Below are 13530 nucleotides of genomic sequence, written 5' to 3' on the forward strand. Positions count from 1 at the left end.
GGAGCGACAGCCACGCAGCAACCGCGGAGGACGCGATGCGGGTAGAGGACCAGAGCGCGGCCATCGCCTTCCTGTCGGACCCTGCCAGCCATGGCGGCGCCGGCCCGGTGGAGCGGATCGACACCCATATCTCGGCGGTCTTCCTTGCGGGAGGCCGGGCCTTCAAGATGAAGCAGGCGGTGCATCTGCCCTATGCCGATTTCTCCACCCCCGCGATCCGGCTGGCCGCCTGCGAGAAGGAGCTGGCGCTGAACCGCGCCGCTGCGCCCGAGCTGTACCTGCGCGTGCGAAGGATCACGCGGGAGCCCGATGGCCTTGCCTTCGACGGGCCGGGAGAGCTGGCCGATGCGGTGGTGGAGATGGCGCGCTTCGACCAGGACAGCCTGTTCGACCGCATGGCGCAGCGCGGCGCGCTCACGTCCCGGCTGATCCGCGCGCTGGCGGCCGAGATCGCGGCGGCGCATGCGGCGGCTCCGGTGGCGCGCGAAAGCGGCACGGAGAACATCTCGGCCGTGCTCGACATCAACCTTGCCGGCTTCGGCGAGAGCCGGGTCTTCTCCGCCGCGGAGGCTGGCGCCATCGACGCGGCCTTCCGCGCGGCGCTCGACCGCCATGCGCCGCTGCTCGACCGTCGCGGCGCGGAGGGACGGATCCGGCGCTGCCATGGCGACCTGCATCTGCGCAACATCTGCCTCTGGCAGGGCCGGCCCAGGCTGTTCGACTGCATCGATTTCAACGACCGGCTGGCGACGGTCGACGTGCTCTACGACCTTGCCTTCATGGCGATGGACCTTTGGCACCGGGGGCTGCGGGGCCATGCGAACCTGCTGGCGAACCGCTATCTCGACCGCAGCGGGCAGGAGGACGGCTTCGCGCTGCTGCCCTTCTTCGCGGCGTTGCGGGCAGAAGTCCGCGCACATGTCGTGGCCACCCAGGCCGAGACCGGACCGGCGGAGAAACGGGACGAGACCGCCGCGGCAGCGCGCAGCTATTACGATCTCGCCCTCGCATGCCTAGAGCCGCAGCCGTCCAGGCTGGTTGCCATCGGCGGGCTCAGCGGCAGCGGCAAATCCACCCTGGCCGAAGCCCTGGCCCCGGAAATTGGCGCCGCGCCCGGTGCGCGGCTGATCGAGAGCGACCTTGCGCGCAAGGCCATGCATGGCGTCGACCCGGAAACCCGCCTGCCGCCGGAGGCCTATGCTCTGGAGGTGTCGGACCGGGTCTATGCCTCGATGGCGGCACGGGCGGGCCGGCTGCTGCAGGCGGGATGCTGCGTGGTCGCCGATGCGGTCTATGACCGGCCCGAGCGGCGGGCGCGGATCGCGGAGGCGGCCGCGCAGGCCGGCCGGCCCTTCGCCGGGGTCTGGCTGGACGTTCCCGCGGAAACCCTGCGGGCGCGGGTTGCGTCCCGCCGGGGCGGTGTGTCCGATGCCACGTCGGACGTGCTGGAGGCGCAGCTGGCGCGCGGCACGGGCAAGGTGGACTGGCGCCATGCCGACGGCACGGAAACGGTCGCGGAACTCGTCGCCGAACTCTCGCCCTGAGCGCATGTGCGCAGGGCTGCCGAACCGCCGGTCGCGGCGACCGGACGCCGGCAGGGTTCCCGCCCCCGGCTTCACGCCGCCGATGAAATTCGTGAATATCATGTTACCTTTGTCTCGGCAGCCGCGATTTCGGCTGCCGACTCGAAGGGAGAAACAGATGAAATTCGTGACACGGGCCGCGGCCGGGGCGGTGCTTGCCGTTTTCGCGGTGACGGCGGTCCATGCCCAGGACGCCGAACGGCCGAACATTCTGGTAATCTGGGGCGATGACGTCGGTTGGCAGAACGTCTCTGCCTACGGCATGGGAACGATGGGCTACACCACGCCCAATATCGACCGGATCGCCATGGAAGGCATCCGCTTCACCGACCATTACGCGCAGCCCTCCTGCACGGCCGGCCGTGCCGCCTTCATCACCGGCCAGTATCCGATCCGGTCGGGCATGACGACGGTTGGCCAGCCCGGCTCGCCGCTGGGCCTGCAGGCGGCTTCGCCGACCCTCGCCGAGGAGCTGAAGCAGGTCGGCTACAGGACCGGGCAGTTCGGCAAGAACCATCTCGGCGACCGCAACGAGCATTTGCCGACGGTGCACGGCTTCGACGAGTTCTTCGGCAACCTCTACCACCTGAACACGCAGGAAGAGGCCGAGCAGCGCGACTACCAGAATTTCGGCAAGGAATTCTCCGGCTCGCTCGAGGAGTACGAGGCACAGTTCGGCACCCGCGGCGTGCTGCACACCTTCGCCACCGAGGAGGACGACCCGACCGAGATGCCGCGCTTCGGCAAGGTCGGCATGCAGACCATCGAGGATACCGGTCCGCTCACCCAGGAGCGGATGAAGAATTTCGACTATGACGAGGTCATCCCGCTGGCGATCGACTTCATGGCGTCAGCCAAGGAGGCCGGCGAGCCGTTCTTCGTCTGGCTGAACACCTCGCGGATGCATCTCTATACCCGGCTCGACGAGAACTGGCGCTATGCCGCCGAGATGTACACCTCCGAGGCCGATCTCTACGGCTCGGGGATGCTGCAGCATGATCACGACATCGGCTATGTGCTCGACTGGCTGGACGAGCAGGGGCTGAGCGACAACACCATCGTCTGGTACTCGACGGATAACGGCCCCGAGCACAATTCCTGGCCGCATGGCGGCACCTCGCCGTTCCGCGGCGAGAAGATGACCACCTATGAAGGCGGCGTGCGCGTGCCCTCCATGGTGCGCTGGCCGGGCCATATCCCGGCGGGCTCGATCCTGAACGGCATCCAGCAGCACCAGGACATGTTCACCACCCTCGCCGCGGCGGCCGGCATCGAAGACGTCAATGCCGAGGTGATGGAGGAGAAGAACCAGTATATCGACGGCGTCGACAACCTCGCCTACTGGACCGGCGACGCCGACCAATCGGCACGCAACAGCCTGTTCTACTACTATGAAAGCCGGCTGATGGCGGTGCGGATGGGGCCGTGGAAGCTCCACTTCGCCACCAAGGAAGACTATTACGACACGATCGAGGGCCGCACTGCGCCGATGGTGTTCAACATCCGCATGGATCCGTTCGAGAGCTATTCCAGCACCGACGCCTATGGCCACCTGATGCAGAAGGTGTCCTGGCTGATGCAGCCGATGAACGTGCTGATGCAGGAGCACCTGCAGACCCTGGCCGACTATCCGCCGGTGCAGGGCGGGGCCTCCTTCGACATGTCGAACATCGTCGAGGATTTCATGTCGAAGGGCATGCAGTAAGCCCGGGGGACGGTTCCGGAACGGCAAAGGGCGGCCCAAGGGCCGCCCTTTCCATGTCCGGGTCGTGCTGCGATCAGGCGCGGACCAGCTTCTCGTAAGTTTCGGCGATGTCACGGGTCAGCGCGCCGACCTCGAAATTGTAGCCGCCGATCTCGCCCACCGGGGTCACTTCGGCGGCGGTGCCGGTCAGCCAGCACTGCTCGAAGCCTTCCAGCTCGCTCGGCTCGATATAGCGCTCGTGCACCTTGATCTGCTTGTCCTGCAGCAGGCCGATGACGGTCTGGCGGGTGATGCCGTTCAGGATGCAGTCGGGCTTCGGCGTGTGCACTTCGCCGTCCTTCACGAAGAAGATGTTGGCCCCGGTCGCCTCGGCCACGTAGCCGCGGTAGTCGAAGAACATCGCGTCCGAATAGCCCTTCGCCTCGGCTGCATGCTTCGACATGGTGCAGATCATGTAGAGCCCCGCCGCCTTGGCATGGGTCGGGATGGTTTCGGGCGACGGACGCTTCCACTTGGCGATGTCGAGCTTCGCGCCCTTCATCTTCGCGTCGCCGTAGTAGGCGCCCCAGCCCCAGGCCGCCACGGCCATGCGCACCGGGTTCTTCATCGAGCTGACGCCCATGTCCTCGCCGGCGCCGCGCCAGGCCACGGCCCGCACATAGGCGTCGGTCAGGCCGTTGGCCTTCAGGACCTCGATCTTGGCAGCCTCGATCTCTTCCACGGTGTAGGGGATCGTCATGTCCAGCGCGACGCCGGAATTCAGCAGCCGCTCGGAATGCTCGCGCGATTTGAAAATGACGCCGTTATAAGCCCGTTCGCCTTCGAATACGGAAGAAGCGTAGTGCAGGGCATGGGAGAGAATGTGAACATTCGCATCCCGCCACGGCACCAGCTTGCCGTCCATCCAGATCATCCCGTCGCGGTCGTCATAGCTTCCCGCCATCGTCTTTTTCCTTCTTCGTCGGTATCGGGTCGTCTCTTTTTGCGGAAATTGCGCAACAAGGTCCGCATCGGACCAAAAATTGCCCAAAAAGCCCGGCACCGCTAACACGATGAGTCTTGGAAAGTCAATAACGCTGACATAAAGTAGCGATGCAAAGATCGGGGGGCGGGCATGCCGAAGACGAAACTGGCGGTAAACACGACGGGCGAGAACCTGCTGTTCCTCACGGACGAGCAGCTGCGCCACGCGATCGAGGCAATGTTCTTTGCCTACAAGGGGTTTACCGCCGATCCCGACCGCCTGCTGGAGGAATTCGGCTACGGCCGCGCCCATCACCGCGCCATCCATTTCATCCAGCGTGCCCCCGGCACCACCGTCAACAACCTGCTGAACATCCTCGGCGTGACCAAGCAGTCGCTCAATCGTGTCCTGCGGACGCTGATCGAGGACGGCATGGTTGAAAGTCGCGTCGGAACCCGCGACAAGAGGGAAAGGCATTTGCATTTGACGGAGGAGGGGGCGGCCCTGGAACGCCAATTGTCCGAGGCGCAGCGGAGCAGGATGCGGACCGCATTCCGGACCGCCGGGCCCGAGGCAGTCAGCGGATTCCGCCGCGTGCTTGAAGAGATGATGGACCCCGAACAGCGGCGCCAGTTCCGCGGGACGCGAGACGCCAATACATGACGGCACAGGCCGACGCCCACCTGCTGGTGGTCGATGACGACGAACGGATCCGGGGGTTGCTGCAGAAGTTCCTGGCCCGGCAGGGGTTCTGGGTCTCCTCCGCACGCGATGCCGCCCATGCGCGGCGGCTGCTCGAGGGGCTGGAATTCGACCTCATCGTGCTCGATGTGATGCTGCCCGGCGAGGACGGCATCTCCCTGACCGCCAGCCTGCGCGAGCATCTGGCGACGCCGATCCTGCTGCTCACCGCCAAGGGCGAAACCGAGGATCGCATCCGCGGACTGGAGGCCGGGGCGGATGACTACCTGCCCAAGCCCTTCGAACCGAAGGAGCTGCTGCTTCGGATCAATGCCATCCTGCGCCGCGTGCCGCCGCCCGAGGTGAAGGCAGCCTCGGTCAAGGTCCTGCGCCTGGGCGAGGTGCGCTACGACATCGACCGCGGCGAGATGTGGGCCGGCGACAGCCTGGTGCGGCTGACCGCGACCGAGTCCAAGCTGATGAAGATCTTCTCGGGCAGCATCGGCGAGCCGCTGAGCCGGAGCCAGCTGGTCGACGAACTCGGCCGCGGCGAGGGCCAGTCGATGGAGCGCGCGGTCGACGTTCAGATCACCCGCCTGCGCCGCAAGATCGAGTCGAACCCGAAGCAGCCGCGCTACCTGCAGACCGTGCGCGGCGCGGGCTACATGCTGGTGGCCGACTGAACAGGGCCGGGGCCGCTGGCCGCCGGGACGGCGTTAGACCCTTGCCTCGCGGCACGGGTCGCAAATGCAGGCCCATCGGGCGGGAAATGCCGTTCGAGAACACTGCGGCAAGAACCGAGCCCGGAACCCAGATTGGCCGCTGTGCCGGAAAGGTTTGCCTCTGGTGAGCTGCGCCGCCGTCGCCAGCGCGCTGACGCAAGACTGACCAGATCCCCGTTTCCGGCGTACCCGGTGAATGGTACGCCCATCATTCTTGTCCAAATGCAGCTCCCGTCGCGGAATCGCCGGAGCGCGCGCGCCATCCCATCCCGGGGCCGGTTTGCCCCCGGTCATCCCCCATCAGGGATGGGCGTGGACAACCCTCAGCGCATGCTCAGGCGAAGCCAGCCCGATTCCGGACCTACTGCCGACCGCTCCGGGCGGCAGCGGCGCGAGCCCCGCGTCCCGCTGTTCCTTTCCGGCCGGAAGCACCCGGCCCTGTATCACCATTCCCCTGACGCGGATGTCCAGAAGCTCCATCGGCTCGACATTCATGGGTTTCCTGTCGAGGCCCGTCAGGTTCGCGCGCTTGTCCGGCTCGATGCTCCCGATCTCGTCCTCCATCTTCAGCGAATGGGCGGCTTCGAGGGTCACCCCGCGCAGCGCCTCCTCGACGGTCACGGCCTGATCCGGCGCAGCGACCCGGCCGGAGGCGGTCCGCCGGATGAACGCGCACCACATCGGGAACAGCGGGGCGGCCGTGCCATGGGCATGCACGAATGCAGGGACCAGCGCACGCCGGACATCGTCGGGTCCCCGAGACGCACCGTGGCATCCGCCCGTTCCGAACCGAGCCCGACTTCGGAATGCTGGTCCGCCAGTGCCATGACGTAACAGGGGTTGCCGCTCACGATGGCGCCGAGCGCCCTGATCCGGTCCATCTGGTCGAAGGCGCTGACCGCGAAATGGACGATGGCGGTGCGGAGGTCGCAGCGGGGATAGCGGCGCAGGTTGGCTTCCAGCGTGTCGAGCACCCGGTCGAGACCCGCGGCGCCGTTCACATGGACATGCAGCCGGTAGCCCGCATCCCAGCAGATCCGGACCGCCCTTCCGAAGAGGTCGCGGTCCATCACCCATTCGCCGTGATGCGCGTCGAGATAGGGCTCCCGGACCTGCATGAACTGCGAATAGATCGCCCTGTCCGAGTACAGCTTGGCCTGCTTCGGGCCGAGGCTGGTCATGCCGCCGTACCGCGAGGCCGGCTCCTCCGACCTGGCAATGACCTCGGCATCGTCGGGACAGCGCGCCACCCGGCTTTCCGCGTCGACGGTGAAGGACCAGCGGAACGGCATGTCCGGGCTGGAGAGCACCTCGTTCACGCCGTCCTCGACCGGCCTGGAAAGGATGCCGCCGGGTTCGCTGCCGTAGGTGATGCCCTTGGCGTGCATGCAGTCGCGGCTCAGTTCCCGCCCGTCCCGCAGCCGTTCGGGCGTCGTTGCCATGGACGCGATCTTCGGCGTGACCGCGGATAGGCCTGCTCCCAGAACCGCCCTTCGCCGAGATCGGATTGCGCCCGGGAGGTGTCGTCCAAGGCGTCGAGCACGTCCTGCGTGACGCCGCCGCCGTTAAGCGCGGCGCTGTTCAGGATCATCTCGTGGCAGGAGCGTGCCCAGACGAGGATGGCCCGTTCGGTGCTGACCGCGTCGAGGTCCTGCCGGGTCAGGGGACCATAGAAAGCGGGATGGTCGCCCCGGGCCAGCAGCGGCTCGTCCGGCGCGCCGCGTTCCTTTGCTGCCTTGCCGAGACGCTCGATGAAGTCCTGCTTGTCCTTGACGCCTGCACCGTGCCCGTGGGCAGCACCCAGTCTTCGATCGAGAGGAACCCGGAGGACATGTCCAGCGCCGCGGGCACCGGGTTATCGTGCTGCGCGATGCACCCGGCCACGATGACCCTTCCGGAAAATCTGCTGTCATATCGGCGGGGCTGATCGCCGACGATGGCTTCGACCTCCTCCAGGGAGCCGGTTGCCAGGATGCGTCCGCCGACCACCGCAACGGCCTGCGCCACAGGCCGGGACGGATCGAGCGTGATGATTTCGCGGGCCTCGAAAATGGTGACAGCGGGCGCTGAGACGGTCGAGCCGCCGATGTCCGACAGGGAGGCCGTATCGGCGGCGGTCCTGCCGATGGACGTGGCCGACGCGGCGTCCGCCACGTCTCCCGGCAAGACCGATCTGCGTTGAATATTCGCCATGGGACCTCCCTCCGCCCGATGCCTGCAAGCATAGCTGAGCGGCAATCGCGATCACGCAGGAGAGATTTCGGTCCGGCAGCAAAAGCCGGATGGCCTGACAAGGCGGAAACTGGCGGAACCGTCCGTCAATTCTTTCCTGTGGGTCAGGGCAGTCCGTGACCCATCCGCTTCGCTCTGCCGAGGTCGGCACTCGGAATGCCCGAGCCGGGTTTCTGCAAAGCGGTCATGGGGCGCAATCCGCTATTTGATGGCCTCGCCGAATGTCTGGCAGGTTCGAACCGCGGGCGCTCCCGGCCATCGCTGCGGAAGGCCGCTTCGGCATGGGCAGTCCAGCGGGAGGGCAACGGAATGCTTCCGCTGTGGCTTGGGTCGGCACGGCGCGTCGTCCTTGGTTTGAGCAGGCCGGTCAGCCGCGTAACCCACTGGAAGTCACCGAGGCCTGCGGTGGCTGATCAGCCGAGATGTTTCCGGCCAGCTGGTACGCCTGCGCACTTCCAAGCTTCCACGCCGGTTGTGGCTGGGGGGCACGGGGTTCCGGCCCGCCCCGGCACCGGCGTGGCGAAGCCGCGCGGCCGTTGGCGCACCCCGGCAATGAATGCCGCGATCCGCGGATGGGCGGCCAGCGCCTCCACGCTGTAGATGTTCCGCGCAAGCGCCGCATGGATTTCCTTTTGGCCGATTGCACGCTGCAGCACGGTCGGTGCATCATTTCCGCCTTCCAGCGTCGGCACCAGGTGGCGGCGCCTCTGGCGGGATCGGGCGCAGGCTGCGCGGCAGGCCGGAGCGCTTACCGTTCCAGCCAGTCCGCCGCCGACAGTCCCGCGCGCCGGCCCGTGGCAAGGCAGGCGGTCAGCAGGTAGCCGCCGGTCGGCGCGTCCCATGACAGCATCTCGCCGGCGCAGAACGCGCCCGGCCGGGCCATCAGCATCAGATCTTCGTCCAGCCCGTCGAAGCTCAGCCCGCCGGCCACCGAGATCGCCTCGTCGATCGGCCGCGGGCCGTCATGGCGGACCGGCAGGGACTTGATCAGCCCGGCCAGCGCCGGCCCGGCGCGCAGCGCGCCGCCGAACTCCCGCAGCAGCGCGATCTTCGCCGGGGACAGGCCGAGGCCGCGGCGCAGCCGGTTGGCGAGGCTGGCCTTGGCCGGGGCGCGCCCGAGCCGGCCTGCCACCTCTTCGGCATCCAGGTCGGGCACGAGGTCCAGCCGCAGTTCCGCGCCGGCCCTGAGCGCGGGGATGACCGCATAGATGCCGGCTCCTTCCAGCCCCCTGCGCGACAGCACGAATTCGCCGCGCTCTCTCCGCCGGCCGGCCAGCAGCGCCACGTTCTTTACCGGCGCGCCGAAATGCTTCTCCATGTGCGGTGACCAGGCGGCCGCCAGCCCGACATTCGACGGCAGGAAAGGGTCGAGCGGCGCGCCCGTGGCGGCCAGCATACCCGTCCAGGCGCCGTCCGCGCCGAGCCGCGCCCAGCTTGCCCCGCCGAGCGCCAGGACCGTCGCGCCGGCCTCGACCTCGCGCGGACCCTCCGGGGTGCCGAACTGTGCCACCGGGCCGGCCCAGCCGGTCCAGCGCCAGCGGGTTTCAAGCCGCACCCCCCGGTCGCCGAGCCGGCCCAGCCAGGCGCGCAGAAGCGGCGAGGCCTTCATTTCCTTCGGAAAGACGCGGCCGGTCGAGCCGGCGAAAACCTCGCGCCCGAGCCCGCGCATCCAGTCCTGCACCTCGTCCGGTCCGAACTCCGCCAGCATCGGCGCGAGCCGGCCCGCACCCTCGCCATAGGCGGCGAGAAACTGCTCCGGCGGTTCGTCCTTGGTGATGTTCAGGCCCGATTTGCCGGCCATCAGCAGCTTGCGCGCCGGCGTCGGCTTGGCCTCGGCAACCAGCACGGCATGTCCGGCAGCCGAAAGCATCTCCGCCGCCATCAGCCCGGCCGGGCCGGCGCCGATCACCAGCGCTTCTGTCCGCAGGGGCTCTGCCATGCTGCCTCCTTGATCCGCGCCCGTCATAGCCCGGACGCGTCGGAGGCTCCAGAGCCGGCCGGCTCAGCTGTTGAACACCAGCGGCACCTGGAAGCGGTGTGCCGCGGCGCCGAAGCCGCGCGGCGCCGCCGGCAGCCGGGCCTTGCGCACCGCGTCGAGCGCCGCCTTGTCGAAGCGCGGATCGCCGGAGCTGCGGGTGATCACCGCGTTCCGCAGGCTGCCGTCGCTGCCCACCGTGATCTGCACCACCACCCGGGCCGACTGGCCGAGCGCCTCGCGCGGGAACCGCTGCGCCCGGGCGATGCGCGCCTGGATGGCACCGCCCCAGCGGTTGACCAGCTTGGGATCGCCGCCGGCCGGCCCGCTCGCGGCTTCCGCGCTGGCCGACCGCCCGGCAATGGCGCCGCCGCCGTTGCCCGCGGCGCGCTGTTCCGCCCGGCCGGCCTGGGTCGCGGCTTCGCGGCCCGTCTCCGCGGCTTTGGGCTGGGGCGCCGGCGCGGCCTGGGGCGTCTTGCGGGCCGGCTCGGGCAGGTCCGGCGGGCGCCGTTTCGGGATGGCGCTGGCGGTGACGGCAGGCTCCTGCACGGCTTCCGGAGTCGGCTCGGGAGCAGCCGCAGGCTCTGGATCCGGCTGCGGCGGCGCTTCGGCAGGGGCCGGCGGTTCCGGCGGGGCGGCCGGCAGGGCGGCCAGTTCGGGTGCGGCAGGCAGCTGGGGGGCGGCCATCACCGGCGGGGCTGTCGGCGCGGCCGGGGCGGGCGGAGCGCTTGCCGCGGGCACCGGCCGCGGGGCCGCCGGCGGTTCCGGCGGGGCCGTTTCCGCGGCGATCTCGGGCGGGGTTTCCCAATTTTCGACCATGGCGGCGATCATTTCCGATGCGCCCTGGACCGAGATGTCGGCCTCGCCGCCGCTGCCGCCGGCGAGGCTGCCGCCGTCCTGGCTGCCATAGGCGGCGAAGATCGCCAGATGGCCGGCCAATGCAGCGCCGATGCAGGCGGCGAACTGGAGCTGGCGCTTCATTTGGCGGCCGTCACGATCTCGGCCTTCCGGATCCCGGCCGCAGGGAGCTTGGCCATCAGCACGGCGAGTTGGCGGGCAGGCAGGGCGGCATCGACGCGGATTTGCAGCGGAGCCGGCCCGGCGCAGCCGCCGGAACAGTCCTCGATTTCCGCGGCGACGGCATCCAGAACCTCGTCGCCGCCCGCGAGGTCGCGGAATCCGAGCCGGCCGTCGGCATCGACCAGCAGCGTCAGCTCGCCCTCGGGCTGGGCCTCGCTCGCGGCTTTGGGCGGCTCCACTTCGAAGGGTGCGGGCGGCGCGATCTGGGCGGTCATCAGGAAGAAGATCAGCAGCAGGAAGACGACGTTGATCATCGGGATGATGCTCTCCGACGGCTGCCGCTTCGGGGGCGTGGCCAGTCGCATCGGCTACTCCACCAGCACCAGGTTGGAAAAGCCGGCCTCGCCGAGGGTTTCCATCACCTCGACCAGACGTTGCACGTTGGCATCCGCGCCGGCCCGCAGGACAACCGGTTCGTCCGGAGAGTCCGTCAGCTCGCCGAGGCGGGCCGCAAGCTCCTGCGCCTCCATCGCCACGCCGTTCAGCGCGAGGCTGCCGGCCTCCACCTGCACCAGCCGGGGCGGGCCGGACCAGCCGCCGCCGCCTCCGGCCAGGCTCATGGGGATCTGCATGTCCATGCCGAAGCGCGAGGCCAGCATGAAGAAGACCAGCAGCAGGAACACCACGTCGATCATCGGCGTGAGGCTGGGCTTGCGGCTGCGCCGCCTGGTTGCGAGGGACAGGCTCATTCTGCGGCGGCCCGGAATTGCGGTGCGGCCGCTTCGCGGCCGAGGAACACGCGGGTGCCCAGATCCTCGAAATCATGCGCCAGCCGGTCCGACACGCTTTCCAGCCAGCTCAGCGCCATGGTCGCCGGGATGGCAACGGCCATGCCCGCGGCGGTGGTCAGAAGCGCCTCCCAGATGCCGCCGGCCAGCATGGCGGGATCCGCGCGAGAGCCGGCTTCCTGCAGTGCCTGGAAGGCCGAGATCATGCCGATCACGGTACCGAGCAGGCCGAGAAGCGGCGCGATGGTGGCGATCAGCTCGAGCAGCTTCAGCCCCGAGCGCGCCTCGCACAGCAGGCCGCGCGCGACCCGTTCCAGTTCGGCTTCGGCATCGTCGGCGGAAAAGTGGCGCTGCCCGAGCGCGTCATAGGCGGCGGACAGAAGCTGCGACCGGGCCGAGCGCCGGCCCGCGACCAGCGCCTTCGCGCCGGCATCGTCGCCGCGGTGCCAGGCGCGGAGGCTCTGTTCGCTGCGGCGGCGGGCCGACCAGGCGCCCATCGCCGAAAGGCGCAGCACCCGCCAGAGGATGACTGCGGCGGTCAGGACGGAGAGCAGGGCAATCGCCCAGACCACGGCGCCGCCCTGGTTGAGGAAATCGAGCATGCGGGCGGCGGCGTCGCGGATGCCGGCGGGCAGGAGGGCGGAAATCGGGTCCATGGGTCGCTCCGGGCTTGCCGCAGGTATACGGGCCCGGAGGAGCGGGCACGGAGGGGCGGCTGGGATTCAGGGAGAGCGCGGCGGACTGGCACGGACAGGCTGGCGGCGGGCGCTTTGGCAGCACGGTATCAATTCTTGACCAAATGTGTCAAGTAATGGCGCTGCGCGGCAGCATCGCTGGCCGCGGTGCCTCAAGCGCGGGCCGGCTTTGGCGGCTTGCCGATGTCGAAACGCCCGGCCTCCGAGGCTGTCCGGGGAGCCGGCAAGGCAGAGTTATCGGGGACCCGCGGAACTTGCGGTCCGGCCGCGCTGCGGCCTTTGGGATGCCGCCCGTCCGCCGGCAGGCCGGGAGGAGCCCTTCCCCGGAGCGGCGCCTGCCACCTTGGGGTTACAAGTATCCCGCGCTGCGGAAGCTCAGCTCGGTCGACTTGCCGATGATCAAGTGGTCATGCAGCACCATGCCGAGCGCATCGGCGGCGTGCATGATCTTCATCGTCATCGAGATGTCGGCCTCGGACGGGGTCGGATCGCCCGACGGGTGGTTGTGCACGAGGATCAGGGCCGAGGCATTGAGTTCCAGCCCGCGCTTGACCACTTCGCGCGGATAGACCGGAACATGGTCCACCGTGCCGCGCGCCTGTTCCTCGTCGGCGATCAGCACGTTCTTGCGGTCGAGATAGAGCACGCGGAACTGCTCTGTCTCCAAGTGCGACATGGTGGTGTGGCAATAGTCGAGAAGCGCGTCCCAGGAACTGACGACATGGCGCTTCATCACCTTCGAGCGCGCCAGCCGGTGGCTTGCGGCCTCGACGATCTTCAGCTCCACCACCACCACCTCGCCGACGCCGCGCACCTGCATCAGCCGTTCCTTCGGGGCGCTCAGGACGCGGGCGAAATCGCCGAACGTGTCAAGCAGGCGCCGCGCGACCGGCTTCACGTCGCAGCGCGGGATGGCGCGGAACAGGATCAGCTCCAGCATCTCGTAGTCCGGCATCGCCTGGGCGCCGCCTTCCATGAAGCGCAGCCGCAGCCGCTGGCGGTGGTCCTTGATGTAGGACGGCAGGGACTTCGCGCGGGAGCCGGTGACGAACAGCTCCTGCCCCTCGAAGAGGGGAAGCATCGGTTCGCGGAATTCGGGCGGCTCTTTCATGCCTCCGGAATGGCGCGGACTCACTGAATTTTAAGTTAATCGAGCGTAACGCAG

At 68.6% G+C, this 13530-nt stretch carries 14 protein-coding genes; 4 read left to right on the forward strand and 10 right to left on the reverse strand.

Going from position 1 to position 13530, the window contains the following annotated elements; translation table 11 throughout:
• The first annotated feature begins 35 nt into the window (after positions 1-35).
• Together HCC78_RS05645 and HCC78_RS05650 are read left to right on the forward strand one after the other, a co-directional pair.
• Positions 36-1544 carry a bifunctional aminoglycoside phosphotransferase/ATP-binding protein gene (locus HCC78_RS05645; protein WP_172327771.1) on the forward strand — a complete coding sequence of 503 codons (1509 nt, stop codon included), beginning with the start codon at positions 36-38 and terminating at the stop codon, positions 1542-1544.
• A 157-nt stretch (positions 1545-1701) separates the two neighbouring features.
• Positions 1702-3288, forward strand: a complete 1587-nt coding sequence (locus HCC78_RS05650; protein ID WP_172327772.1) for an arylsulfatase — start codon at positions 1702-1704, stop codon at positions 3286-3288.
• Between the two features lie 73 nt (positions 3289-3361).
• On the opposite strand, the gene HCC78_RS05655 is transcribed toward HCC78_RS05650, so the two are convergent.
• Complete coding sequence (locus tag HCC78_RS05655) at positions 3362-4231, reverse strand: branched-chain amino acid aminotransferase (protein WP_172327773.1); 870 nt, start codon at positions 4229-4231, stop codon at positions 3362-3364.
• Between the two features lie 171 nt (positions 4232-4402).
• Here HCC78_RS05655 and HCC78_RS05660 point away from each other — a divergent pair, with 171 nt between their 5' ends.
• Positions 4403-4915, forward strand: a complete 513-nt coding sequence (locus HCC78_RS05660) for a MarR family winged helix-turn-helix transcriptional regulator (protein WP_172327774.1) — start codon at positions 4403-4405, stop codon at positions 4913-4915.
• Positions 4912-5616, forward strand: coding sequence for a response regulator (locus HCC78_RS05665; RefSeq protein ID WP_172327775.1), 705 nt, complete (start codon positions 4912-4914; stop codon positions 5614-5616). The genes HCC78_RS05660 and HCC78_RS05665 overlap by 4 nt, the downstream gene beginning before the upstream one ends.
• 339 nt (positions 5617-5955) lie before the next feature.
• On the opposite strand, the gene HCC78_RS33570 is transcribed toward HCC78_RS05665, so the two are convergent.
• The 9 genes from HCC78_RS33570 to radC all read right to left on the reverse strand — a co-directional run bounded on the left by HCC78_RS33570 (position 5956) and on the right by radC (position 13476).
• Positions 5956-6336 carry an amidohydrolase family protein gene (locus HCC78_RS33570; RefSeq protein WP_253949053.1) on the reverse strand — a complete coding sequence of 127 codons (381 nt, stop codon included), beginning with the start codon at positions 6334-6336 and terminating at the stop codon, positions 5956-5958.
• Positions 6273-7097, reverse strand: a complete 825-nt coding sequence (locus tag HCC78_RS33575) for an amidohydrolase family protein (RefSeq protein WP_253949054.1) — start codon at positions 7095-7097, stop codon at positions 6273-6275. The genes HCC78_RS33570 and HCC78_RS33575 overlap by 64 nt, the downstream gene beginning before the upstream one ends.
• Before the next feature lie 217 nt (positions 7098-7314).
• Positions 7315-7848 carry a hypothetical protein gene (locus HCC78_RS33580; protein WP_253949055.1) on the reverse strand — a complete coding sequence of 178 codons (534 nt, stop codon included), beginning with the start codon at positions 7846-7848 and terminating at the stop codon, positions 7315-7317.
• Between the two features lie 787 nt (positions 7849-8635).
• Entirely contained in the window at positions 8636-9826 is a 1191-nt protein-coding gene (locus HCC78_RS05675) for a TIGR03862 family flavoprotein (RefSeq protein ID WP_172327776.1), read from the reverse strand.
• Between the two features lie 63 nt (positions 9827-9889).
• The gene (locus tag HCC78_RS05680; RefSeq protein WP_172327777.1) at positions 9890-10843 is read right to left on the reverse strand and encodes an energy transducer TonB; all 954 of its coding nucleotides are present in this window, start codon (positions 10841-10843) and stop codon (positions 9890-9892) included.
• Positions 10840-11247, reverse strand: coding sequence for a biopolymer transporter ExbD (locus tag HCC78_RS05685; protein WP_172327778.1), 408 nt, complete (start codon positions 11245-11247; stop codon positions 10840-10842). The genes HCC78_RS05680 and HCC78_RS05685 overlap by 4 nt, the downstream gene beginning before the upstream one ends.
• Before the next feature lie 3 nt (positions 11248-11250).
• Positions 11251-11631, reverse strand: a complete 381-nt coding sequence (locus tag HCC78_RS05690; RefSeq protein ID WP_172327779.1) for a biopolymer transporter ExbD — start codon at positions 11629-11631, stop codon at positions 11251-11253.
• A complete protein-coding gene (locus tag HCC78_RS05695) occupies positions 11628-12326 on the reverse strand; it encodes a MotA/TolQ/ExbB proton channel family protein (RefSeq protein WP_172327780.1) in 699 nt (232 codons plus the stop codon). The genes HCC78_RS05690 and HCC78_RS05695 overlap by 4 nt, the downstream gene beginning before the upstream one ends.
• Before the next feature lie 388 nt (positions 12327-12714).
• A complete protein-coding gene (gene radC, locus HCC78_RS05700) occupies positions 12715-13476 on the reverse strand; it encodes a DNA repair protein RadC (protein WP_172327781.1) in 762 nt (253 codons plus the stop codon).
• Positions 13477-13530 lie beyond the last annotated feature (54 nt).

The sequence above is a fragment of the Mangrovicoccus sp. HB161399 genome (genome assembly GCF_013184745.1).
GTDB lineage: Bacteria > Pseudomonadota > Alphaproteobacteria > Rhodobacterales > Rhodobacteraceae > Mangrovicoccus.

Coding starts and splice junctions, on each gene's coding strand:
- HCC78_RS05690 (WP_172327779.1), bottom strand. CDS start 11,631: ATGAGCCTGTCCCTCGCAACCAGGCGGCGCAGCCGCAAGCCCAGCCTC.
- HCC78_RS05675 (WP_172327776.1), bottom strand. CDS start 9,826: ATGGCAGAGCCCCTGCGGACAGAAGCGCTGGTGATCGGCGCCGGCCCG.
- HCC78_RS05650 (WP_172327772.1), top strand. CDS start 1,702: ATGAAATTCGTGACACGGGCCGCGGCCGGGGCGGTGCTTGCCGTTTTC.
- HCC78_RS05660 (WP_172327774.1), top strand. CDS start 4,403: ATGCCGAAGACGAAACTGGCGGTAAACACGACGGGCGAGAACCTGCTG.
- HCC78_RS33570 (WP_253949053.1), bottom strand. CDS start 6,336: ATGTGGTGCGCGTTCATCCGGCGGACCGCCTCCGGCCGGGTCGCTGCG.
- HCC78_RS05655 (WP_172327773.1), bottom strand. CDS start 4,231: ATGGCGGGAAGCTATGACGACCGCGACGGGATGATCTGGATGGACGGC.
- HCC78_RS05685 (WP_172327778.1), bottom strand. CDS start 11,247: ATGCGACTGGCCACGCCCCCGAAGCGGCAGCCGTCGGAGAGCATCATC.
- HCC78_RS05680 (WP_172327777.1), bottom strand. CDS start 10,843: ATGAAGCGCCAGCTCCAGTTCGCCGCCTGCATCGGCGCTGCATTGGCC.
- HCC78_RS33575 (WP_253949054.1), bottom strand. CDS start 7,097: ATGGCAACGACGCCCGAACGGCTGCGGGACGGGCGGGAACTGAGCCGC.
- HCC78_RS05665 (WP_172327775.1), top strand. CDS start 4,912: ATGACGGCACAGGCCGACGCCCACCTGCTGGTGGTCGATGACGACGAA.
- HCC78_RS33580 (WP_253949055.1), bottom strand. CDS start 7,848: ATGGCGAATATTCAACGCAGATCGGTCTTGCCGGGAGACGTGGCGGAC.
- radC (WP_172327781.1), bottom strand. CDS start 13,476: ATGAAAGAGCCGCCCGAATTCCGCGAACCGATGCTTCCCCTCTTCGAG.
- HCC78_RS05645 (WP_172327771.1), top strand. CDS start 36: ATGCGGGTAGAGGACCAGAGCGCGGCCATCGCCTTCCTGTCGGACCCT.
- HCC78_RS05695 (WP_172327780.1), bottom strand. CDS start 12,326: ATGGACCCGATTTCCGCCCTCCTGCCCGCCGGCATCCGCGACGCCGCC.